At 72.0% G+C, this 21,797-nt stretch carries 18 protein-coding genes; 9 read left to right on the plus strand and 9 right to left on the minus strand.

Translation table 11 applies throughout. The features are described 5' to 3' along the window. Positions 1-4: 4 nt before the first annotated feature. Positions 5-1,600, minus strand: coding sequence for an FAD-dependent oxidoreductase (locus ACPPVO_RS41190; RefSeq protein WP_426504002.1), 1,596 nt, complete (start codon positions 1,598-1,600; stop codon positions 5-7). Next, on the minus strand, positions 1,597-2,586 hold the full coding sequence (locus ACPPVO_RS41195; RefSeq protein ID WP_426504003.1) for a LacI family DNA-binding transcriptional regulator: 990 nt from the start codon (positions 2,584-2,586) through the stop codon (positions 1,597-1,599). Before ACPPVO_RS41195 ends, ACPPVO_RS41190 begins: the two co-directional genes overlap by 4 nt. A gap of 195 nt (positions 2,587-2,781) precedes the next feature. Here ACPPVO_RS41195 and ACPPVO_RS41200 point away from each other — a divergent pair, with 195 nt between their 5' ends. Then, positions 2,782-3,756, plus strand: a complete 975-nt coding sequence (locus ACPPVO_RS41200) for a twin-arginine translocation signal domain-containing protein (RefSeq protein ID WP_426504004.1) — start codon at positions 2,782-2,784, stop codon at positions 3,754-3,756. A 10-nt stretch (positions 3,757-3,766) separates the two neighbouring features. Here the strand turns inward: ACPPVO_RS41200 and ACPPVO_RS41205 are convergent, their stop codons facing one another. The 3 genes from ACPPVO_RS41205 to ACPPVO_RS41215 all read right to left on the minus strand — a co-directional run bounded on the left by ACPPVO_RS41205 (position 3,767) and on the right by ACPPVO_RS41215 (position 7,973). Further along, positions 3,767-4,618 (minus strand): class II glutamine amidotransferase, encoded by an 852-nt coding sequence (locus ACPPVO_RS41205; protein WP_426504005.1) that lies wholly within the window; start codon positions 4,616-4,618, stop codon positions 3,767-3,769. A gap of 71 nt (positions 4,619-4,689) precedes the next feature. Next, on the minus strand, positions 4,690-6,987 hold the full coding sequence (locus tag ACPPVO_RS41210) for a beta-glucosidase (protein ID WP_426504006.1): 2,298 nt from the start codon (positions 6,985-6,987) through the stop codon (positions 4,690-4,692). Positions 6,988-6,989: 2 nt separating this feature from the next. Beyond that, a complete protein-coding gene (locus tag ACPPVO_RS41215) occupies positions 6,990-7,973 on the minus strand; it encodes a LacI family DNA-binding transcriptional regulator (RefSeq protein WP_360372003.1) in 984 nt (327 codons plus the stop codon). Between the two features lie 153 nt (positions 7,974-8,126). Between ACPPVO_RS41215 and ACPPVO_RS41220 the strand changes: the two genes are divergently transcribed. The 6 genes from ACPPVO_RS41220 (at position 8,127) to ACPPVO_RS41245 (ending at position 16,255) form a co-directional block, all read left to right on the plus strand. Next, positions 8,127-9,443 carry an ABC transporter substrate-binding protein gene (locus tag ACPPVO_RS41220; protein ID WP_426504007.1) on the plus strand — a complete coding sequence of 439 codons (1,317 nt, stop codon included), beginning with the start codon at positions 8,127-8,129 and terminating at the stop codon, positions 9,441-9,443. A 237-nt stretch (positions 9,444-9,680) separates the two neighbouring features. Further along, positions 9,681-10,661 carry a carbohydrate ABC transporter permease gene (locus ACPPVO_RS41225; protein ID WP_426504008.1) on the plus strand — a complete coding sequence of 327 codons (981 nt, stop codon included), beginning with the start codon at positions 9,681-9,683 and terminating at the stop codon, positions 10,659-10,661. A 4-nt stretch (positions 10,662-10,665) separates the two neighbouring features. Continuing rightward, on the plus strand, positions 10,666-11,517 hold the full coding sequence (locus ACPPVO_RS41230) for a carbohydrate ABC transporter permease (protein WP_360371997.1): 852 nt from the start codon (positions 10,666-10,668) through the stop codon (positions 11,515-11,517). A gap of 154 nt (positions 11,518-11,671) precedes the next feature. Continuing rightward, positions 11,672-13,051, plus strand: a complete 1,380-nt coding sequence (locus ACPPVO_RS41235; RefSeq protein WP_426504009.1) for an endo-1,4-beta-xylanase — start codon at positions 11,672-11,674, stop codon at positions 13,049-13,051. Position 13,052: 1 nt separating this feature from the next. Beyond that, positions 13,053-14,333 carry an extracellular catalytic domain type 1 short-chain-length polyhydroxyalkanoate depolymerase gene (locus ACPPVO_RS41240; protein WP_426504010.1) on the plus strand — a complete coding sequence of 427 codons (1,281 nt, stop codon included), beginning with the start codon at positions 13,053-13,055 and terminating at the stop codon, positions 14,331-14,333. Positions 14,334-14,380: 47 nt separating this feature from the next. Then, entirely contained in the window at positions 14,381-16,255 is a 1,875-nt protein-coding gene (locus ACPPVO_RS41245; protein ID WP_426504011.1) for a PP2C family protein-serine/threonine phosphatase, read from the plus strand. Between the two features lie 97 nt (positions 16,256-16,352). Here the strand turns inward: ACPPVO_RS41245 and ACPPVO_RS41250 are convergent, their stop codons facing one another. The 3 genes from ACPPVO_RS41250 to ACPPVO_RS41260 all read right to left on the minus strand — a co-directional run bounded on the left by ACPPVO_RS41250 (position 16,353) and on the right by ACPPVO_RS41260 (position 18,480). Then, complete coding sequence (locus ACPPVO_RS41250; RefSeq protein WP_426504012.1) at positions 16,353-16,745, minus strand: ATP-binding protein; 393 nt, start codon at positions 16,743-16,745, stop codon at positions 16,353-16,355. After that, a complete protein-coding gene (locus tag ACPPVO_RS41255; RefSeq protein WP_426504013.1) occupies positions 16,738-17,064 on the minus strand; it encodes an STAS domain-containing protein in 327 nt (108 codons plus the stop codon). Before ACPPVO_RS41255 ends, ACPPVO_RS41250 begins: the two co-directional genes overlap by 8 nt. A gap of 249 nt (positions 17,065-17,313) precedes the next feature. Further along, a complete protein-coding gene (locus ACPPVO_RS41260; protein ID WP_426504014.1) occupies positions 17,314-18,480 on the minus strand; it encodes a tetratricopeptide repeat protein in 1,167 nt (388 codons plus the stop codon). Positions 18,481-18,586: 106 nt separating this feature from the next. Between ACPPVO_RS41260 and ACPPVO_RS41265 the strand changes: the two genes are divergently transcribed. Next, entirely contained in the window at positions 18,587-18,952 is a 366-nt protein-coding gene (locus tag ACPPVO_RS41265) for a DUF2203 domain-containing protein (RefSeq protein ID WP_426504015.1), read from the plus strand. Positions 18,953-18,959: 7 nt separating this feature from the next. On the opposite strand, the gene ACPPVO_RS41270 is transcribed toward ACPPVO_RS41265, so the two are convergent. After that, positions 18,960-19,595, minus strand: a complete 636-nt coding sequence (locus ACPPVO_RS41270; RefSeq protein ID WP_426504016.1) for a TetR/AcrR family transcriptional regulator — start codon at positions 19,593-19,595, stop codon at positions 18,960-18,962. Between the two features lie 93 nt (positions 19,596-19,688). Here ACPPVO_RS41270 and ACPPVO_RS41275 point away from each other — a divergent pair, with 93 nt between their 5' ends. Continuing rightward, on the plus strand, positions 19,689-21,794 hold the full coding sequence (locus ACPPVO_RS41275; protein WP_426504017.1) for an MMPL family transporter: 2,106 nt from the start codon (positions 19,689-19,691) through the stop codon (positions 21,792-21,794). Positions 21,795-21,797: the final 3 nt, after the last annotated feature.

Genomic DNA, 21,797 nt, shown 5'->3' on the forward strand with positions numbered 1-21,797 from the left:
GGTGTCAGTATCCGGCGACATCGGGCCAGTGCCGCTCGACGCCGTCGCGGTCCAGGCGGGCCTGGAACTCGGCCAGCAGGGTGGGGGTGTTGCGCACCGCGCGCGGGGTGCACGCACGGTCCAGGCAGAACGCGGCCAGGGCGCCGGCGACCTCGCCCGCGTTCCACTCGACGGGGTGCAGGCGGTAGGCGCCGTTGGTGATGTGGGTGGTGCCGATGTTCTTGCCGGCGGGCAGCAGGTTGTCCATCCGGCGCGGGATGAGCGCGCCGAGCGGGATCTGGAAGGGGCAGCAGCCGACGTCGACGTAGTGGTCGCCGCCGGTGGAGGGGTGCAGGTCGATGCGGTACATCCCGACGCCGACCGAGTCGTGGTAGTCCACGGCGCCCTTGTCGCCGCGCACGGCGAGGGCCAGGTCCTGCTCGACGACCGTGGTCTCGGCGAGGATGCGCCGGGACTCGCGGATGTAGGGGGCCTGGGCGAGCCCGTCGGCGCCGCCGGTGACGTCGCCGCGCAGCCGCAGCCCGGGGAAGCCGGTGCCGCCGTCGGGGCGCGGGGCCTCGGTCTGCAGCCAGTACAGCACCGAGAACGCCTGCTCCCGGGCCGCGGCCAGGTGCTCGGCGGCATCGGGCACGTCGATGACCGGGTGCTCGAAGTAGTCGAGCATCGGCCAGTTCACCAGGCAGATGTCGCTGTCGTAGGCGCCCGGGGCGAAGAGCCCGCGGGCGGCGATGCGCCGGAACGTCCACAGGTTGTGGTCGCCCGGGTTGCGGCGCTGGTCGGCGTCGACGGCGAGCGGGTCGTCGCCGGGGTTGGGGTCGAACACCCGCTCGGTCGGCAGCAGCGTGCGGGGGCTCGGCGCGCGGAACGACAGCAGCGGGCCGCCCCAGAACGGCGGGGTGTAGTCGCGCCAGAAGTCGTAGCGGGCCGGGCGGTCGATGGTGTGGTCGCCGTCGACGTGGTCGACCGCGAAGCACACCGAGACCGCCTGCATGTTGGCCGGCTGCGCGGTGGCGGGGGCGCTCGGCTCGCCGGTGTCGGCCTGCGACTCGAAGCCGGTGACGTACTCGGTGCCGGTCAGCGGCAGCAGCTCGCCGGTCTCGGTGGCGTCGAGCACGTAGGGAGCGCTGACGTGCACCGTCGCGCCGGAGTCGCGGTGGCGCAGGGTCACGGACGTGACCCGGTCGCCGTCGGTGGTCGCGGCCGCGGGCACGAACGGCTGCAGGACGGTCAGGGTTCCCTTGCTGCGGTACGGCGCCAGCATCGCCTCCAGCACGGCCACCGCGACCCGGGGCTCGTGGCAGAGCCGGCTCACGTGGCCCGCGCCCGGGTTCAGGTCGCGCCACGTACGCGCCGCCGCCGTCAGCGGGTAGTGCCGCCGGTAGTAGTCGCGAATCCCGTCGCGCAGCGCGCGGTAGCTCGCCGTGACGCCGAACCGCTCCACCCAGGAGTGCTCGTCGGGCGGCACCGCCTGACTGGTGAGCTGGCCGCCGATCCAGTCGTACTCCTCGGTGAGCACGACCCGCCGGCCCGCCCGCAGTGCCGCGAGCGCCGCGGCCACGCCGCCGAGCCCGCCCCCGACGACCAGGACATCAGTGTTCATTTCCATCTTTCTTCCAGGGTGGTGCCGGGAATGAGCTCGCAGGGCAGCAGCCGCTGCCGGCGCGTCTTGGTACCGTCGATCAGGGCGGTGAGCACCTCCAGGGCCTGGGCCCCCATCTCGCGCCGGGGTATGGCGAAGCCGGTGAACTGCGTGCCGGTCGGGTCGGTGACGTGCCGGGTGGGCTGGCCCAGGGTGACTATCGAAACGTCGGGCAACGTTCTGGACTTTTCGCCCGAAGAACCACTTATACCGATCTCACCGGCCAGCGCCACGCCGTCGCTGTGCTCCTCGGCGAACACGACAGTCGCGCCGCTGGACAGCACCGCGCCGAGGTCGTCGGCCGGCAGGTGCACGCTGTCGACGCCGGCCGCGGCCACGCCCCGGTCGAAGCCCGCCTTGCGATCGGCGTGCGACTCCGGCCCTTCCCCCTGGCCCATGTACGCCAGGCGAGTGTGCCCGAGCCCGACCGCCCGCCGGACGAGCGCCTCGGTCGCGCCGGCGTAGTCGGCCCCGACGTACGGCACCGGCCCCCCGGCGTCGTCGCGCCGGCCGACCGACACGAACGGGAACCCGTCCGCGACCAGCCGGGCCAGCTCGTCGCGGTCGAGCGAACGGCCCAGCAGGATGCAGCCGTCGGCCAGCCGCAGCCGGTTGCCCTCGTGGAAGATGCGCCGCCGCCCGTCCACCACCGGGGCGCTGGTCAGCAGGAGCAGGTCGCTGCCCAGGGCCTCGGCCCGCTCCTCGATGCCGACCAGGAACGGGTGGTAGAAGTCGCTGTTGCCGGCCGGGAACACCGGCTCGTAGGTGAACACGCCGATGATCCGGTTGTCCCGCGCGGCGAGCCGGCGGGCGATGGGGTCGGCGACGTACCCGCTGTCGCGGATCGCCTGCAGCACCCGCTCGCGGGTCTCCGGGGCGATGCGCACGTCGCCGTCCGAGCGCCCGTTGAGCACGAGCGACACGGTCGCCTGGCTGACGCCGGTCATGCGGGCGATGTCCCGCTGGGTCAGGCGCCTGGGAGTTCCGGTCACGTGGCCGTCCGTTCCGTGCTAATGCGCATTATCACTCGCTGGGCAGCCATCCTGAACCCATCGGCGCCGATTCGTCAAGTCCCCGGTCTCGGCTGATAATTCGTATTAGCACCTTGACCGGCGCCCCGCACGCGCCACACACTCCCATCCATGAATCGCCGCCAACTGCTCAAGGGAGCGGCTCTGGGTACGGGCGCCGCCGCCATCGGCGCCCTGCCGCTCCCCTCGCCGGCGTCCGCCGCGCCGGCCGGATTCCCGAGCTACCAGTACATCGGCGTGCCGTTCGACAAGGCGGCACTGCGCTACAACCCCACGAACGAGCTCATCTTCCCGTGCATCCGGGGGGTGTACGACAAGATCAGCGGCGGCCTCGGCCGCTACTACCTGTACTACGCCCCGCACGAGAAGCCGGGCGGCATCTGCCTGGCCTACGGCAACTCGCTCGGCGGCCCGTTCACCGAGTACGCGGCCAACCCGATCATCAGCAACACCTGGTCGCCGTACTACTCGGTGAGCCACGTGTCGTCGCCGTACGTGCTGTGGAGCGCGTCGAACAAGAAGTTCTACTGCTACTTCCACGGCGAGAACAACACGACCCGGATGGCCTGGTCGACCGACGGCATCAACTACACCTACTTCGGCGTGGTGCTGAGCACGTCGATGGTGCCCGGCACGACCGAGACCTCCTACGCCCGCGTCTTCGAGCACACGGTCACGGGCCTGGGCAACAAGTACGTCATGCTGTTCATGGGCGTCACGAGCGGTACCCGCAAGATTTTCTGGGGCTGGTCGTCCGACGCCAAGAGCTGGCAGTTCGACCCGACGCCGCTGGTGTACCCCACCCCCGACGGCCAGACCGACATCTCGGGCGCGCACCTGCTCAAGCGCAACGGGACGGCCTACGTCGTGTACCACGGCAACGGCGGCGACATGTACCTCACCGAGGTCGGCAACGCCTTCGACCGCGAGGTGCACCTGGGCGCGTTCCACCACGCCCTGACCGGCGCCCCGGACAACGGCCGCAGCGCCGCACCGTCCTTCGGCACCGACGGCGGCGTCGAGTACATGTTCTACGAGGCCGGCCCGCGGCTGCAGGCGACGATCGCGGTCGCCCGGGCGATCTGAACGCGGCGGTCTACACGTCGCAGGGCTGGGCGTGGTCGGGCTCGAACGGCCCGACCACGTCCAGGCCCGGCGTCACGAGCTCGTAGCTGGACTCCGCGACCGGCTGCCAGGCCCCGACCAGGCCGCCGAGCGGCTCCGAGACCACGATCCGGGTGTCGTCGGACACCCGCTGCAGCACCGGGTTGTCCGGGTACATGGTGCGCAGCGTGTCGACGGCCGTGCTGCAGTACAGCGAGCGGCTGTTGTGCTCGCTGGAGTACCGGAACGCCCAGAGCCGGTCGCCGTCGCAGGTCGCGATCGTCATCTGCACCGGGTGGTCGATGCCGAAGCGCTGCCCCGTCTGCTCGACCCAGCCGACCATGCGCTCGACGGCCCCGACCGGGTCACGCTCGAGGCCGAACGTGAGCGCCAGGTAGAACATCAGCTCGGAGTCGGTGGAGCCGCCGATGCGGGGAAACAGCATCGGGTCGACGGCGAGCATGAGCGCGCGCTTGAGCTCGGGGTAGCCGCGGATCCGCCCGTTGTGCAGCCACAGCCACCGCCCGTAGCGGAACGGGTGGCAGTTGGTCTGCTGCACCGGCGTGCCCGTGCTGGCCCGGATGTGGGCCAGGAACAGCCCGGAGCGCACCGAGTGGGCCAGCTCGCGCAGGTTCTCGTCGCCCCAGGCCGGTCCGGTACCGCGGAACAGCGTCGGCTCGTCCGGCCCGTCCGGTGTGTACCAGCCCACGCCGAACCCGTCACCGTTGGTCGTGCCGACGCCGAGCCGCGCGTGCATGCTCTGGTCGATCAGCGAGTGCTCCGGTTTGTACAGCAACTCCTCCAGCAGGATGGGCGAGCCCGAGTACGCCAGCCACCGGCACATCACGCACCTCCTCACCCGATGGTCGGCCCCGCGGCCCGCCCTCCACTCACCCGGCGCGAGTGAGCGGGCGGCTACGGCAGGAGCGTGGACTCCGGGTGCAGGCGCCGGGACGCGCCCACCTCGCGGGCCGCGCCGACCACGGGGACGCGCACGCAGGTGTGCACGTCGGCGCTGGAGCGGGCCACGAGCAGCTCGATGTCGCCGGGCTCGACGATCCGCCGGCCGTCGCGGCCGGTGTAGGACAGCAGGTCCGCGTGCAGGGTCACGACCAGGGTGCGCGAGGCGCCCGGCTCGAGGTCCACGCGCGGGGCCGCGAGCAGCTGGCGCACCGGCCGGGCGACCTGCGCCACCGGGTCGTGGAGGTAGATCTGCACGACGGTGCTGACCTCGCGGTCCGAGGAGTTGTGCAGCGGTACCGTCAGCTCGATCTCCCCGTCGGTGGCCCACCCGTCCGGCGAGTGCAGCGACACCGCGCCCCACTCCGCGTCGGCGTAGGACAGGCCGTGGCCGAACGGGAAGAGCTGGCTGGGGTCCACCGTGGACACCTCGCTGCGCTGCCCGAGCGGGGCGGCGAGGTAGGTGCTCGGCTGCGACGCGCCGGGGCCCGGGAAGCCGACCGGCAGCCGGCCCGACGGGTTCACGCGTCCGCTGAGGATCCCGGCGAGCGCACCGGCGCCCTCCTCGCCCGGGAAGAACGTGCACACCGCGGCGGCGAGCCGCTCGACCTGGCGGGACAGCTCGTACGGGCGCCCGGCCAGCACGACCAGCACGACCGGGGTACCGGTGGCCAGCAGCGCCTCCAGCAGCTCCTCCTGGCGGCCGGGCAACCGCAGGTCGACGGCGTCGCAGCCCTCGCCCGAGGTGCCGGTGCCGAACAGGCCGGCGAGGTCGCCGAGCACGGCCACGCACACGTCGGCCTCGGCGGCGACGGCGACGGCGGCCGCGATGTCCTCGTCGGTACCGCCGAGGACGGGGCAGCCCAGGGCGTACGACACCGGGAAGTCGGACCCGAGGGCGTCCACGATGGACGGTGTCTCGACGCCGAGCTCCAGGCCCTCGTGGTGGATCCCGACGTGGCGCGGGAAGCTGTAGCAGCCGAAGAGAGCGTCCGGGCGGTGCGCGCCGGGGCCGACGACGGCCAGGCGCGCGCCGGGCCGCAGCGGCAGCGCCGAGGAGTTGCGCAGCAGCACGATCGAGCGCTCGGCGAGGCGCCGGGCGATGTCGCGGGCCTCGGCGTCGTCCAGCGGGGACGGCGCGGCGAGGTACGCCGGCTCGGCCGCGAAGCCGGCGTCGAGCAGGCCGAGCTCGCACTTCTGCCGCAGGATCCGCTCGACCGCGCGGTCGATGAGGCCCTCGTCGACGTCGCCGGCCTCCAGGGCCTTGAGCAGCGGGCCGCCGTAGCAGTTCACGCCGGGCAGCTCGACGTCGATGCCGGCCCGCAGCGCAATCGCGGCGGCCTCGGCCCGGTCGGCCGCGACGCCGTGCAGCGACTCGAGGAACGCGATCGCGAAGTAGTCCGACACGACGGTACCGTCGAAGCCCAGACGCTCCCGGAGCAGCCCCGTGAGCAGCGTCGCGTCGGCGGCCACCGGCACGCCGTCGATGTCGGTGTAATTGTTCATCACCGAGCGGGCCCCGGCCCGCAGCGCCATCTCGAACGGGGGCAGCAGCACGTCGGCGACCTCGCGGGGACCGATCGACACCGGCGCGAGGTTGCGCCCGGCGCGGGAGGCCGAGTAGCCGACGAAGTGCTTGAGGGTGGCGACGATCCCGGCCGACTGCAGGCCCCGCACGTAGGCCGAGCCGATCGTGCCGACCAGGTGCGGGTCCTCGCCGATGGTCTCCTCGGTGCGGCCCCAGCGCAGGTCGCGGGTCACGTCGAGCACGGGCGCGAGGCCCTGGTGGATGCCGAGCCGGCTCATGGTGGCCCCGATGTGGGCGCCCATCGCCTCGACGAGCCGCGGGTCGAAGCTCGCGCCCCAGGCCAGCGGCGTCGGGAAGATCGGCGCCCGCCAGGCCGCGAGGCCGGTCAGGCACTCCTCGTGCACGATGGCGGGGATCCCGAACCGGCCGGCCCCGATGATCTGGCGCTGCAGGTCGGCCACGCGGCGCGCGCCGGCCTCGGGCTCGACCGGGGCGGAGCCGTAGACGCGGGTCACCTGGCCCAGCCCGTGCCGGACCAGCTCGGGCCAGTCGATCGGGTCGGGGGCCTGGTCGTTCTGGTGCGGGGCGACCTCACCGGCGGTGTCGCCGACGTTGAGCCAGGCCCCGTACATCTGGGCCACCTTCTCGCGCAGCGACATCCTCGCCATGAGGTCGGCGACGCGCTCTGCGGCGGGCTGTGTGGCGTCCCGCCACGCTTCTGTCACGCTCAAAGGTCCGTCTCCAAGGCAGCGGTCGACTGGCGCACCACGAGTCGCGTGGCCAGCCGAACGTGGGTGTTGTCGACCGGCTCGCCGTTCATCAGCTGAATGAGCAGGTCGATCGCACGGTGGCCCATCTCGTTGATGGGCTGTTCCACGGTGGTCAGGGAAGGGTTGGCCAGGGCGGCCTCGGGCACGTTGTCGAAGCCGACAACGGAGAGGTCCCCGGGCACGCGCAGGCCCATCGCGAGGGCGACCTCGATGGCCGCGATGGCCGAGGTGTCGTTCGCGGCGAACAGCGCGGTCGGCCGGTCGGCCCGCTCCAGCAGCCGCCGGGCCGCGGCCGTGGAGTCGTCGGCGTCGTAGTTGCCGGGCTGGATGAGCGCGGGGTCGGGCTCGATGCCGGCGCCGGCCAGTTCCTCGCGGTAGCCCTGCTCGCGCAGCTTCGCCGACTCGAGGTCCCCGCGGCCGCCGATGAGCGCGATGCGCCGGTGGCCCAGATCGAGCAGGTGACGTACGGCCAGGCGGGCCCCGGCGAGGTTGTCGGAGTCCACGGTCGGCAGCCCGGTCGGGCCGGCGTGCGGGTCGACCGCGACCACGGCCTGCCCGAACTCCACCTCGACGACGGTCGGGGTGACGAGGATGGCGCCGTCGACGAGGGTGCCGGAGAGGCGGGACAGGTAGCGCTGCTCCCAGCCGGCCTGGTCGCCGGTGCGGCCGCCGGCGGAGTAGACGACCAGCTCGTACCCGGTGCCCTTGATCGCCTTGGCGGCGCCCTTGAGCAGCTCCGTCGAGAACGGCTCGAGGTCGGCCACCAGGATGCCGATCACGTTGGTCTTGTGGTTGCGCAGACTCTGCGCCACCAGGCTCGCCTCGTAGCCCAGCTCGCGGATCACCGCCTGCACGTGCGCGCTGGTCGCCGCGGACACGCCGTAACGGGCGTTGAGGACCTTGGACACCGTCGCGACCGAGACGCCGGCGGTGGCCGCCACGTCTCGGATCGTGACTCGGGAACTGGGTTTCACGAGGGCACAATAACGTCCGATAACGTTATCGACAACGATTGACAACGCTCGTAACAAAGGCGCAGACTCTGCGGTCATCGAGGGCCGAGCCTTGAGGCTCGCCCACGCCCCCGTCAGGAGATGATCAATTTGAACGTCCACCTGAGCACCCCACGGAGGCTGGCCACGATCGCCATCGCGATGTCGATGGTGATCCCCTCCCTGACCGCTTGCGGAGACGACAGCAGTGACACACCGGCCGATGCGAACGCACCGGTCACCCTTACCTGGTGGCACAACGGCAACCAGGACCCCGCTCTGGGTGTCTGGCAGTCGATCGCTGACCAGTACCACAAGGACCACCCGAATGTGAACTTCAAGGTCGAACCGGCGCAGAACGAGGCGCTGAAGACCAAGATCTCGGTGGCGCTGCAGTCACCGAACCCGCCCAGCATCTTCCAGCAGTGGGGCGGCGGCGCCCTGGCCACGCAGGTCCAGTCCGGCAAGATCATGGACATGACCGACCAGGTGAAGCCGTGGATCGGTGACCTCGGACAGGCCGCGACCGGCTGGCAGGTCGAGGGCAAGCAGTACGGCATCCCCTACGACCTGCACGTGGTCGGCTTCTGGTACCGCAAGGACCTCTTCGAGCAGGCCGGCATCGCCGCGGCTCCGAAGACCATGACCGAGCTCAACGACGCGGTCGCCAAGCTCAAGGCCAAGAACATCACGCCGATCTCGATCGGCAGCAAGGACAAGTGGCCGGACGCGTTCTGGTGGTCGTACTTCGCCATCCGGGAGTGCTCCACCGACACCGTCAAGAACACGGTGAAGAACCTCAAGATGGACGACCCGTGCTGGGTCAAGGCGGGCGAGGACCTCAAGGCGTTCCTGGCCACCAACCCGTTCCAGAACGCGTTCCTGGGCACCCCGGCCCAGCAGGGCGCGGGCAGCTCGGCCGGTCTCGTCGCCAACGGCAAGGCCGCGATGGAGCTGCAGGGCGACTGGGAACTGCCGACGATGATCCCGCTGACCGAGGACAAGCAGTTCGCCTCGAAGCTCAGCTGGTTCCCGTTCCCGAGCATCGACGGCGGGAAGGGCACGCCGGGCACGGCGCTCGGCGGCGGCGACGGGTTCTCCTGCGCGGTCAAGGCCGGGCCGGCGTGCGCGGACTTCCTGAAGTACATCGCCAGCACCGACGTGCAGACCAAGCTGGTGTCGACCAACACCGCGACGCTGCCGTCGAACCCGAAGGCGATCTCGGCGATCCAGGACCAGTCGCTCAAGACGGTCCAGGAGTACCTCAACGGGGCGCCCTACATCCAGGTGTACTTCGACCAGGCGCTGCCGACGAGCGTGGGTCAGGCGTTGAACGACGCGGTCGCGGACTTCTTCGCCGGCAAGGGCTCGCCGCAGGGCATCGTGGACGCGTTCACGAAGGCCGTCGCCAACAAGTAGGACTGTGTTTCGCGCTCCCTCCGGTCGCTCCCCATCGGGGGGCTCCGCCCACCCGCGGCCCCTGACACACTCGGGTCGCGGTGGGCGGAAAGGGGCCGGGGCCTCGATGGTCCCGGCCTCCACCGGCCGCACCACTGAAACTCCGCAACCTCGGTTCCGGTCCCAGGGACCGCACCTACTGAAACACTCTGGTCGCGGTCGCACCCCGGGCCGCACCCAATGAAACGAGAGTCAGGCATGACGCAATCGGGTGGTATCGCCGTGGCGGCGGCACCATCGGCCCGGGCCGGTCGCGCGGCGTCGCGACCGGCCCGACGGCCGGGCGGGCGCCGGGCCAAGCGGCTCGAGCTCACGCTGCTGCTGACCCCGGCGCTGGTGCTGTTCATCGGATTCGTGCTGCTGCCCATCGCGGCGGCCGTCTACTACAGCTTCTACAAGTGGACCGGCTTCAGCCCTCGCACCTGGTTCGGGCTGGGCAACTACTCCCGGGTGCTGCAGGACGAGGTCTTCCTGCACTCCCTGCTGCACAACATCATCATCGCGGTGCTGTCGGTGCTCATCCAGCTCCCGCTGTCCGTCGGCATCGCGCTGCTGCTCAACGGCCGCATCAGGGGCCGGGCCGCGCTGCGGCTCATCGTCTTCGCGCCGTACGTGCTCTCCGAGGCCATCACCGCCGTGGTCTGGCTGCTCATGCTCCAGCCGGACGGGTTCGTCGACCAGATGTTCCGGGCCGTCGGGCTCGGCGGCCTGATCCAGGACTGGCTCGCCGACGGCAACCTGGTGCTCTACACGCTGTTCATCGTGATCACGTGGAAGTACCTGGGCTTCGGCATCATCCTGCTGCTGGCCGGGCTGCAGAGCATCCCGCCGGAGCTGCGCGAGGCGGCCGCCACCGACGGCGCCACCCCGTGGCAGACGACCCGCAGCATCGTGCTGCCGCTGCTCGGCCCGACGATCCGGATCTGGATCTTCCTGTCCATCATCGGCTCGCTGCAGCTGTTCGACCTGGTCTGGATCATGACGCTGGGCGGTCCCGCGAACGCCTCCAGCACCATGGCCACCTACCTGCTCGACCGCGGCTTCAGCCGCTACGAGTTCGGCTACGGCAGCGCGGTCTCCATCGTGCTGTTCGTCGTCTGCTTCATCTTCGCGCTGATCTACCAGCGCTTCGCCTTGCGCCGTGACACCCAGGGCGCCCTGACCCGGATCGTGGAGTGACGCCATGGCCTCGCCGAACGCCGTGAACTCACCGAAGGCCATGACCCTGGGCACGCCGTTCAGATATCTGGCGGCCGTGCTCGTCGTCGGGATCACCATCGTCCCGCTGCTCTTCACGATCCTGGGCGGCTTCCGCACCAACGCACAGATCAACACCTCCCCCGCCGGCTGGCCGCACCCCTGGGTGATGTCCAACTTCACCGAGGTCCTGTCCTCCTCGGTGTTCTGGCGGGCGATGGCCAACAGCGCGTTCATCGCCGTGGTCGCCACGGGCCTCGCCGTCGCCACGGGGGCGATGGCGGCCTTCGCCCTTTCGCGGTACCAGTTCAAGGGCCGCGAGGGCCTGTACACGCTGTTCACCATCGGCCTGCTGTTCCCGGTGACGGCCGCGGCCCTGCCGCTGTACCTGCTGCTGCGCCAGCTCGGCCTGCTCGAGCACGCGCTCGGCGTGGCCCTGCCGGAGGCGGCGTTCTCGCTGCCGATCACCATCGTGATCCTGCGCCCGTTCATGCACGCGATCCCGGGCGAGCTCGAGGACGCGGCGGCCATGGACGGGGCCGGCCGGCTCGGGTTCTTCTGGCGGATCCTGCTGCCGCTGAGCCGCCCGGCGCTGACCACCGTCGCGATCCTCGCGTTCGTGACGAGCTGGAACGGGTACCTGCTGCCGCTGCTCGTGCTGTCGGACCCGACGGACTTCACCCTGCCGCTGGGCGTCGCGGCGTTCCAGACGCAGTACTCCCAGGACACGGCGCGCATCCTGGCCTACACGGCGGCCTCGATGATCCCCGCGATCGGCTTCTTCGTCTTCGCCGAGCGGCGAATCGTGGGCGGCTTAACGGGTTCAGTAAAAGGCTGAAACATAGGCGTTTGTAAGTTTCAGAAATTGCATTATCGATAACGCCTTCGACCTGGTGGAGGCCTCCGAAACATTTCTTTCCAGCCATTTTCTAGGAATGCTGGAAGAGGTCCGCGAATCAGCGGATGTCGAAATATTTCGGAGGTCTCCCGCCATGAGGAAAGCAAGGACACGGGGCGCGATCGCTGTGGCCGGTGCGGCCGCGATCGCCGTCGTCGTGGGCCTCGCGAGTAGCGCCGAAGCCGCCTCGACCCTGGGCGCTTCGGCCGCGGACAAGGGCCGGTACTTCGGTACCGCCGTCGCCGCCTACAAACTCAGCGACGCCACCTACAGCGGCATTCTCGACCGCGAGTTCAACATGATCACGCCCGAGAACGAAATGAAGTGGGACGCGACCGAGCCCACCCAGGGCCAGTTCAGCTACGGCAACGCCGACCAGATCGTCGCCCACGCGAACGCGCACGGGCAGCGGATGCGCGGCCACGCCCTGGCCTGGTACTCGCAGCAGCCGAGCTGGGCGCAGGGCATGGAGGGCACGGCGCTGCGCAACGCGATGGTCAACCACATCACCAACGTCGCCGGACACTACAAGGGCAAGATCTACGCCTGGGACGTGGTGAACGAGGCCTTCGCCGACGGCGGGGGCGGCGGGCGCCGGGACTCGAACCTGCAGCGGACCGGCAACGACTGGATCGAGGTCGCCTTCCGCACCGCCCGGGCCGCCGACCCGGGCGCGAAGCTCTGCTACAACGACTACAACACCGACGGCGTCAACGCCAAGAGCACCGGCGTCTACAACATGGTGAAGGACTTCAAGGCCCGCGGCGTGCCGATCGACTGCGTCGGCTTCCAGTCGCACATCAACTCCGGCTCGCCGCTGACCGCGGACTACCAGGCCAACCTGCAGCGCTTCGCCGATCTCGGCGTCGACGTGCAGATCACCGAGCTGGACATCGCCTACTCCGGCACCGCCCAGGCCAACGCCTACGCCTCCGTGGTGAAGGCCTGCCTGGCCGTGTCGCGCTGCACCGGCATCACGGTGTGGGGCATCCGGGACAGCGACTCGTGGCGCGCCAGCGACAACCCGCTGCTGTTCGACAACAACGGCAACAAGAAGGCCGCGTACAACTCCACGCTGACGGCCCTGAACGGCGACGGCGGGACGACCTCGCCCCCGCCGGTCTCCACCTCGCCGTCGGTCAGCACGTCGCCGTCGCCGTCCACGTCGCCCTCCAACCCCGGCGGCGGCACCGGCAACGGCTGCACGGCGACCACCTCGGTCAACCAGTGGCAGGGCGGCTTCGTCGTGACCGTGCGCGTCACGGCCGGCTCGGCGGCCATCAACGGCTGGACGGTCGGGCTCGCGCTGCCCTCCGGCGCGGCGGTCACCAACTCGTGGAACGTCACGCGCTCGGGCAACAACTGGAGCAACGTGTCCTACAACGGGCACGTGAACGCCGGGCAGTACACGGAGTTCGGCTTCCAGGGCACCGGTACCGCGGGCACCCTCGCGCCGACCTGCGCGGGGAGCTGACATGCGCCGTCTGCTCGCCGTCGCCGCCGGCATCGCCCTCGCCCTGGCCGGGATCTTCGTGGTCGCCCAGCCCGCGCAGGCCGCCTCGCTGGCCGAGGTGACGAACTTCGGCAACAACCCGTCCGGGCTGCGGATGCACATCTTCGTGCCCGACAACGTGCAGGCCAAGCCGCCGATCCTGGTCGCCGTGCACTACTGCACCGGCTCGGGCCCGGCGTTCTACTCCGGCACCGAGTTCGCGTCCCTGGCCGCGCAGTACGGCTTCATCGTCGTCTACCCCTCGGCCACCCGCAGCGGCCAGTGCTTCGACGTCTCGTCGCCGCAGGCGCTGACCCACAACGGCGGCAGTGACCCGGTCGGCATCATGTCGATGGTCACCTACACCGAGCAGCACTACAACGGCGACCCGGGCCGGGTGTACGTCACCGGCGCCTCGTCGGGCGCGATGATGACAAACGTCCTGCTCGGCGACTACCCGGACGTGTTCAAGGCCGGCGCCGCGTTCATGGGCGTGCCGTTCGGCTGCTTCGCCACCACCGACGGCTCGTCGTGGAACAGCCAGTGCTCCAGCGGCCAGCGCATCTACACGCCGCAGCAGTGGGGCGACATGGTCCGCAACGCCTACCCGGGCTACAGCGGGCCGCGGCCGCGGATGCAGTTGTGGCACGGCACGACCGACACGACCCTCTCCTACCCGAACTTCGGCGAGGAGATCAAGCAGTGGACGAACGTGCTCGGCGTCAGCCAGACGCCGGCGCTGACGGACACCCCGCGCTCGGGCTGGACCCGCACCCGCTACGGCAGCGCGAACGTCGCGCCGCCGGTCGAGGGCATCAGCATCAGCGGCGTCGGGCACTCCCTGCCGCTGGCCGGCCAGGCCGCGATGGCGATCGAGTTCATGGGCCTCAACACCCAGGGCCCGACGCCGCGCCCGTCGTCGTCCTCGGCGTCGCCGCGGCCGTCGAGCTCGTCCCCCTCGCCGTCCGGCCCGGGCGGCGGCACCAGCGCCTGCACCGCGACCGTGTCGGTGAACCAGTGGCAGGGCGGGTTCGTCGTCACCGTCCGCGTCACCGCCGGATCGGCCGCCATCAACAGCTGGACGGTAGGCCTCACGCTGCCGTCCGGCGCGACCGCCACCAGCTCGTGGAACGTCACGAGGTCCGGTAACAACTGGAGCAACGTGTCCTACAACGGGCACGTGAACGCGGGCCAGTTCACCGAGTTCGGGATTCAGGGCACCGGTACCGCCGGCACCCTGACCCCCACCTGCTCGGCCGCCTGACCCACCGCAGGGCCGCCGCGATCGCCCGGTGCCGATAGGCTCGGGGCATGGCAGACGACGCCGAGGCGATCGCGGCGGTCGTGCGGGAGATCCTGGCCGTCGTGCCGGCCGGGTGCACATGGTTGCGCCCGGTCCGCACGGCCACGGGCGAGGTCTCCGACTTCATCGTCGCGGCCACCAGCGGCGAGGGGGCCGACCTCTACGGCCTCGGCCCGTCGCGCGTCGGCCGGCGGCTCACCGAGCTGTACCCCACGGTCGCCGGCGGCCCCCTGTGGGCGCTCTACCAGCAGGTCCTGCGCACCGGCGCCCCGGCCGGCCTGGACGACTACCACTACTTGCAGGACGCGGCGGGCTTCGCCGCCGACTCGAGCTTCGGCGTCAACGTGCACCGCGTGCTGGACGGCCTGCTCGTGTGGTGGGAGCGGGTCGACGAGGCCCGCCGCCGCCTCGACCGCACGGAGTCGCTGGGCAGCCTCGGCTGGGCGGAGTACGACCTGCTCACCGGCCGCTCCGACTGGTCGCCGGGGATGTACCGCATCTTCGAGCGCGACCCGGCGCTGGGCCCGATGCCGCGCGCCGAGCAGTCCGCGGCGGTCGTGCCGGAGGACACGCCGATCGCCGAGCTGTCCTGGCAAACCTTGGACAGTGATACCCGCATGCGCTCGGACAGTGATACCCGCATGCGCTCGGACAGTGATACCCGCATACGCTCGGACAGTGATACCCGCATGCGCTCGGACGGTGATACCCGCATGCGCTCGGACAGTGATACCCGCATACGCTCGGACAGTGATACCCGCATGCGCTCGGACAGTGATACCCGCATGCGCTCGGACAGTGATACCCGCATGCGCTCGGACAGTGATACCCGCATGCGCTCGGACAGTGATACCCGCATGCGCTCGGACAGTGATACCCGCATGCGCTCGGACAGTGATACCCGCATGCGCTCGGACAGTGATACCCGCATGCGCTCGGACAGTGATACCCGCATGCGCTCGGGCGGTGGCGCCACCTCCGACGTGACGCTCCGCTTCCGGGTCGGCGAGGGGACCAAGCACCTGCGCGTCCTGTCCGACCTGGCCCGCGACGCCGCCGGGGCGCCGCTGAAGGTCTACGCCGTCGTGCAGGACGTGACGGCGCGGGAGTTGTCCCGCAGCGCCATCGAGCGGCTCAGCGACCAGCTGCACACCCGCGAGCTGACGGCCATCGCCGAGCACCGCCTCGCCGCCCAGCTGCAGCACCTCATCCAGCCGGTGCCGCGCGAGCCGTTCCCGCTCAGCGGCCTGCGGGCGACCGTCGGCTACCTGCCGGCCGAGAGCGCGCTGCGGGTCGGCGGGGACTGGTACCACGCGCAGACCCTTCCCGACGGCCCGGTCGTGCTCGCCGTCGGCGACGTCGCCGGCCACGGCCTCGAGGCCGCCAACGGCATGGCCCACCTGCGTTTCGCGCTTGTCGCGTGGCTGTCCATCGGCATTCACGACCCGGGAACGCTGCTCGGCCACATGAACCGGCTGTGCGTGCAGCTCGGCCTCACCGGCACCGCGGTCATCGGGACCTTCGACCCCACGGCGCGCCGCCTCACCTGGGCCCGGGCCGGGCACCTGCCGCCGCTGCTGGCCCGGGCCGGGGCCGCGGACGAGCTGCCGCTGCCGCCGGGCCTGCTGCTCGGGGCGGTGGCGGACGCGGCGTACCCGGCCGAGACGACCGCGCTGAGCCCCGGCGACGTGGTCCTGCTCTACACCGACGGGCTCGTGGAGCGGCGCGCGATGGACGTCGGCACACAGCTGGACTGGGTGAAGGCGGCCCTGTCGGCGGCGACCGGGCCGGACATCACCGACCCGCTGCCGGGCCTGCGCAAGCTGCTGCGCCGCCCTTCCCCGGACGACGACACGTGCACCCTGGCCGTGCAGGTGCTCTGACCGGACACGCTCAGGACGACGAACGACCGCCATGCGGAATCTCCCCGGCGGCCCGCCGGGGAGAGGACGCCGTCGTGCTCGGTATGGGGGCCGCGGGTCAGGCCAGGACCAGCTGCAGACGCACGATCGAGCCGCGGGCACCGGCGAAGGCGGCGACCTGGTCGCACACGAGCTCCACGATGGCCAGGCCGCGGCCGCGGACCGCGTCGGCCGGGGGCATGGCCGCGCCGAAGTGCAGCACCGGGCCCTGATCGAGCACGTCGCAGATGACCTGCCCGGACTCGGTCCACAACTGGACCTCGCCGCCCTGCTCGGTGTACTGCAGCGTGTTCGTGGCCAGCTCGTTCACGGCCAGCGTCAGCAGATCGGCCCGGTCGCGGGACAGGCCGAGCGCGACCGCGCGGGCGGTCACGAAGGCGCGGACCGCGGCCAGGTCGGAGACCAGGCGGTAACCGATCCACGAGCCCGGGACGGCCGGGTGCTCAACCATCACGGCCCCCGTCCTGCGGGCTGAGCAGACCGCCGACGCCGGTGATCTCCAGCACGTGGGCGACCATCCCGCCGGCGCCGACCACGCTGAGCCGGCCGCCGCGGTCCTGCGCCGCCCGGTACGCGGTCACCAGCGCGTGCACGCCGCTGGAGTCCAGGAACGTCACCCCGCCGAGGTCCACCACGACCGTCGGCGCCGCGTCCACCGCGGTCATGAGGGCCGTCGTGCACTCCTCGCGGGCCGACAGGTCGCATTCGCCCGACAGCGCCACCGCCGCCCTCGGGCCTTCGACCGATGTCACCGCCTCGAACCGCGCCATCCGATCGCGGCCCCCTCCTCGCCCGGTTTCCGAGTGTCGACAGACATCATGGCATCCGCGGCGGCCGTCGACCGCCGCGGATGCCACAAGTGTGCCCCGGACGCGTTCGCCCGGAAGGATCGCGCCCGCCGCCGGCAGGCCCCGGGCCGAGCCCCGCGGTTCAGGCCCGCCGCCGCCGGGCCACCTTGCGGTACCGCACGATGCCCGCCGGTCGGCGTGTCGCACCCGGGACGCCCGAACGGGTGACGGTCAGGCCCGCCCCGCCCCGTCCCGGGCCGCCGCGAGGTGCCCGCGGGCCAGGCTCAGGGCGGCCTCGTCGCGCGGCTCGGCGCGGGTCAGGGCCGCGACCACCCGCTCGTGCCAGCCGACCGCGACCGCCCGCGCGCCCGCCTCGTCGAAGGCCTCCGCGACCTCGGCCAGGTAGCGCACGGTCTCGGGCGCGTCGGGGCCGTCGCGCTCGGCGAGGAGGAGGAACAGCCGCTCGTACACCTCCTGCGCCGCCGCCTCGTCCCCGGCCGCCAGATGCGCCTCGGCGAGGTCGTCCAGGGCCTCGTCGGGCTCACTCTCGGTCGGCTCGTGCTCGTGGTGGACCGGCTCGTACAGCGGCACCGCGCGCTCGGGGTGCCGCCCCCGCAGGTACACCCGGGCGAGCGTGTCCCGCGCCGCGCGCGTCTCCGGCGCGTCCGGCCCGTGCCGCATCTCGTGCCACTGCAGCGCGGCCTCGTACTGCGCGGTCGCCACCCCGAGCGTGCCGGTGCGCTCGTAGAGGTCGGCCAGCCGCTCGAGCGTGGCCAGCACGATCGGCGCGCCCGGCCCGTGGACGCGCTCGAGGCTCTCGATCGTGCGGTGGTACTGCCGCTGCGCCCCCAGCAGGCTCCGGTACGCCCGCAGCGCGCCGCGGTGCAGGCTCGCGTACCGGATGGTGTCCCGCTCGTAGACCTCGGCCAGGGTCAGCCGCAGCCCGGCGGTGCGCCGGTGGTCGGGGCCGATCCCGCGTACCGCGTCGGGGATCGCGCGGCGCAGCAGGTGCCGGGCGGCCGCGAAGTCCCCGCGCCGCTCGTGCGCCTGGGCGAGGCGCAGCCGGGCGTGGGCGGTCGCGGCGTGCCGGGGCCCGGCCGCGCGCAGGGCGTCGGTCGCCACCGCCTCCGCCGCGGCCGGGTCGCGCTCGGCGTGGGCGAGGGCGGCGCGGGTCTCGAGCACGTCGGGGTGCTCGGCGGGCAGGGCGCGCCGCTGCGCGGCGAGGACGGCCGCGAGGTGGGTGGCGGCCGCGTGGCGGTGGTCGTCGAGCTCGGCGAGCCGCTCGGCCAGCGCATACCGGCCGGCCGGATCGGCGGTTTCGAGCGCGGCCTCCAGGGCTGGGGCGAGGCGCTCGCGTTCCGCGCCGGTGCCCGCCTCCCAGGCCGCGATCAGCTCCACGATCGGAGGTTACTCCGGGCGCGGGGGCCCCGTCCGGCCGCCGACCGCGCTGCACCCGACCGCCCCGGTGGCGGCTCCGCGCGACCGTGGTGGGAGGGTGTGCGCCATGGTGCTGTTCACCGTCGCGGAGGCCCGCGCGGAGCTGGCGCGGATCCGCCCGGCGCTCGACCAGCTTGTCGCCGTCCGGGCCGACGCCGCCGAGCTCGCCGCGGCCCTCGCCCCGGGCGGCTCGCCGACGCCGCTGGGCGGCATGGCGGAGCTCAAGGCGGCCGAGGCGCTGCTCGACGAGCTGATCACGGCCGTGCAGGAGACCGGGGCGCACCTGAAGGGCCTGGCCCCGCTGCTGCTGGACTTCCCGGCCGAGCTCGACGGCGCCGACGTGCTGCTGTGCTGGCTGGAAGGGGACCCGGACCTGACGTGGTACCACCGCGTCGACCTCGGCTTCGCCGGCCGCCGCCCGCTGAGCGACTAGGACGCCTTCACCGCACGGTGATGCCGTCCACCACCATGTCCAGCGCGCGGTCGACCGCGGCCTGCTGGATCTCCGGCGTCATGTGCCGCATCGGGCCGTCGAGGATCAGGTCCGCCATCCCGTGCACGGTCGCCCACGCGGCCATCCCCAGGAACGGCCGCTTGTCGGGCTCGATCAGGCCCAGCTCGACCAGGTCGTCGAGGATCGCGATCACCATCTTGAACGGCGCCGTCTCCATCGGGTCGGCGCCGTGCTGGCCGGTGATCGGGGTGTTGCGCTGGAACGCGGTGCGGAACAGCCCGGGTTTCTCCAGCGCGAAGCCGATGTAGCCCGCCCCGAGCGCGCGCAGCCGGGCCCGCAGGCGCGTCGCCGGGTCGCCGCCGGCCGGCACGCGCTCCAGTTCCTGCTGCATCCGCTCGACCATCTCGCCCAGCGCGCAGTCCTTCACCGCGTGCATCAGGGCCTCGCGCGAGCTGAAGTGCCGGTAGGCGGCGGTGGCGGACACGCCGATCTGGCGGGCCGCCTCGCGCAGCACCACGGCCTCCGGGCCGCCCGTGCGGGCGAGCTCCAGCGCCGCGCCGGTCAGCGCGTTCGCGAGGTCGCCGTGGTGGTACGAGTGGCGACTGACTCTGCTGGTGGGCACCCCTTCATCCTGCCGGATGTTGACACCGTTAACACCATGTGCAATGTTGACACCGTTAAGTTTACGCCGTCAACATCCCTTGGGGGAGAGCAGATGTTGCACCGGTACGCCACTTTCATCCATCGCCGCGCGCGGATCGTCCTCGTCGTCTCGCTGTTGCTGCTGGTCGCCGCCGGGGTGGCCGGGGCCGGCGCGTTCGGGCGGCTGCAGGGCGGCGGCTTCGACGACCCGGCCTCGGACTCGTCGAAGGCACAGCGGATCATCGACGACAAGTTCGGCGGGCGGCCCAACCTCGTGCTGCTCGTGCCCACCGCCGACGAGCGGACCGGCCGGGAGCTCACCGACAGCCTGAGCCGCGAGCCGGGCGTGCGCGACGTGGTCTCCTACTGGACGACCGGCGTCCCCGAGCTGCGCTCCGCCGACGGCGCCGACGCGATGGTCCTCGCGCACGTCGACGGCGACGAGAACGAGCGGCGCGAGCGGACCCGGGCGCTCATCGACCGGTACGCGGCCGGCGGCCCGGTGCGGGCCGGCGGAGAGGCCGCGGTAAACGTGGACGTCAACGCCCAGGTCGCGCGCAGCCTGGCGATCGCCGAGGCGATCGCGGTACCGCTGACGCTCTTGCTGCTCATCCTCGTCTTCGGCTCCGTGGTCTCCGCCCTGCTGCCCCTGGCCGTGGGCGGCGTCGCCATCGTCGGCACCTTCGCCGAGCTGTCCGCCCTGTCCGCCGTCACCGACGTGTCGGTCTTCGCCGTCAACCTCACCACCGCGCTCGGGCTCGGGCTCGGCATCGACTACGCCCTGCTCATGGTGAGCCGCTTCCGCGAACAGCTGGACGGCGACACCCCCGTCGCGGAGGCGCTGGCGAGGACGGTCGCGACGGCCGGACGGACCATCCTCTTCGCCGCGGCCACCGTCGCCACCGCCCTCACCGCGCTGCTGGTGTTTCCGTTGTACTTCCTGCGCTCCTTCGCCTACGCGGGGATCGGCGTCGTCGCCATCGCCGCCGTCGGCGCCCTCGTGGTCCTGCCCGCGCTCCTGGCCGTGCTCGGGCCCCGGCTGAAGAGGCGGCGGCGCGGTACGGGTACCGCCGACTCCCGGTTCTGGGGCCGGCTCGCCGATGCGGTGATGCGCCGCCCCGCCCTCGCCGCCCTCCCGGTCGTCCTGGGCCTGCTCGTCGCCGCGAGCCCGCTGCTGCACGTCTCCTTCGGCACCCCCGACGAGGGCGTGCTGCGCCCCGGCAGCGACGGGCGGCTGGTCGCCGACCGGCTCGCCACCGGGTTCGCCAGCAACCAGCAGGCGAGCGTCGACGTGGTGCTCGACGGGGCCGTCGCGCGCGACGCGGTGGCCGGCTACGCGGCCCGGCTGTCCGCGCTGGCGCACGCCGGGCGGGTGACGAGCGGCGCGGGCACTTTTGCGGGCGGGGCCCGGGTCGGCGACGGCAACCCGGCGCTGAGCCGGGGCGACGGGGAGCGGCTGGTGCTCGACACCAGGCTGGCCGCCAAGTCCGGCGACGCCGGGGCCCTCGTGCGCGCGGTACGGGACACACCCGCGCCGGTCACCGCGTACGTCGGCGGCACCGACGCCCGGCTCGTCGACACCACGCACGCGATCGGCTCCCGGCTGCCGCTGGGCATCGCGGTCGTCGTGCTGGCCACGTTCGCGCTGCTGTTCCTGTTCACCGGCAGCGTCGTGCAGCCGCTGCGCGCGCTCGTGCTCAACGTCCTCGGCCTGTCGGCGACGATGGGCGTGCTCACCTGGATCTTCCAGGACGGGCACCTGGCGTCGTGGCTGGACTTCACGCCCCGGCCCATGGACACCGCGATGACGGTGCTCATGTTCTGCATCGTCTTCGGCCTGTCGATGGACTACGAGGTGTTCCTCATCGGCCGCATCGCCGAGCTGCACGCGCGCGGCCGGTCGACGCCGGACGCGGTGCGCGCGGGGCTGGCGCGCACCGGGCGGATCGTGTCGGCCGCGGCCGCGCTGCTGGCGGTCAGCTTCTTCGCCTTCGGCACCAGCACCGTGAGCTTCCTGCAGATGTTCGGCATCGGCTGCGGCCTGGCGATCATCGTGGACGCGACGCTGATCCGCGGCATCCTGGTCCCGGCGATCCTGCGGGCGCTCGGGCGGCTCAACTGGTACTCCCCCGGCCCCCTCCGCCGCATTTACACGAGGGTGGCGCTGAGCGAGGCTTAGCGT

The organism is Dactylosporangium sp. McL0621, from assembly GCF_049995355.1.
Taxonomy (GTDB): Bacteria; Actinomycetota; Actinomycetes; order Mycobacteriales; family Micromonosporaceae; genus Dactylosporangium.

Excerpts from the sequence above, each read along its gene's own strand:
- ACPPVO_RS41250 (WP_426504012.1), bottom strand. The coding sequence starts at position 16,745 with ATGGTTGAGCACCCGGCCGTCCCGGGCTCGTGGATCGGTTACCGCCTG.
- ACPPVO_RS41275 (WP_426504017.1), top strand. The coding sequence starts at position 19,689 with ATGTTGCACCGGTACGCCACTTTCATCCATCGCCGCGCGCGGATCGTC.
- ACPPVO_RS41205 (WP_426504005.1), bottom strand. The coding sequence starts at position 4,618 with ATGTGCCGGTGGCTGGCGTACTCGGGCTCGCCCATCCTGCTGGAGGAG.
- ACPPVO_RS41190 (WP_426504002.1), bottom strand. The coding sequence starts at position 1,600 with ATGAACACTGATGTCCTGGTCGTCGGGGGCGGGCTCGGCGGCGTGGCC.
- ACPPVO_RS41255 (WP_426504013.1), bottom strand. The coding sequence starts at position 17,064 with ATGGCGCGGTTCGAGGCGGTGACATCGGTCGAAGGCCCGAGGGCGGCG.
- ACPPVO_RS41265 (WP_426504015.1), top strand. The coding sequence starts at position 18,587 with ATGGTGCTGTTCACCGTCGCGGAGGCCCGCGCGGAGCTGGCGCGGATC.
- ACPPVO_RS41225 (WP_426504008.1), top strand. The coding sequence starts at position 9,681 with ATGACGCAATCGGGTGGTATCGCCGTGGCGGCGGCACCATCGGCCCGG.
- ACPPVO_RS41230 (WP_360371997.1), top strand. The coding sequence starts at position 10,666 with ATGGCCTCGCCGAACGCCGTGAACTCACCGAAGGCCATGACCCTGGGC.
- ACPPVO_RS41195 (WP_426504003.1), bottom strand. The coding sequence starts at position 2,586 with ATGACCGGCGTCAGCCAGGCGACCGTGTCGCTCGTGCTCAACGGGCGC.
- ACPPVO_RS41240 (WP_426504010.1), top strand. The coding sequence starts at position 13,053 with ATGCGCCGTCTGCTCGCCGTCGCCGCCGGCATCGCCCTCGCCCTGGCC.
- ACPPVO_RS41220 (WP_426504007.1), top strand. The coding sequence starts at position 8,127 with ATGATCAATTTGAACGTCCACCTGAGCACCCCACGGAGGCTGGCCACG.
- ACPPVO_RS41245 (WP_426504011.1), top strand. The coding sequence starts at position 14,381 with ATGGCAGACGACGCCGAGGCGATCGCGGCGGTCGTGCGGGAGATCCTG.
- ACPPVO_RS41235 (WP_426504009.1), top strand. The coding sequence starts at position 11,672 with ATGAGGAAAGCAAGGACACGGGGCGCGATCGCTGTGGCCGGTGCGGCC.
- ACPPVO_RS41200 (WP_426504004.1), top strand. The coding sequence starts at position 2,782 with ATGAATCGCCGCCAACTGCTCAAGGGAGCGGCTCTGGGTACGGGCGCC.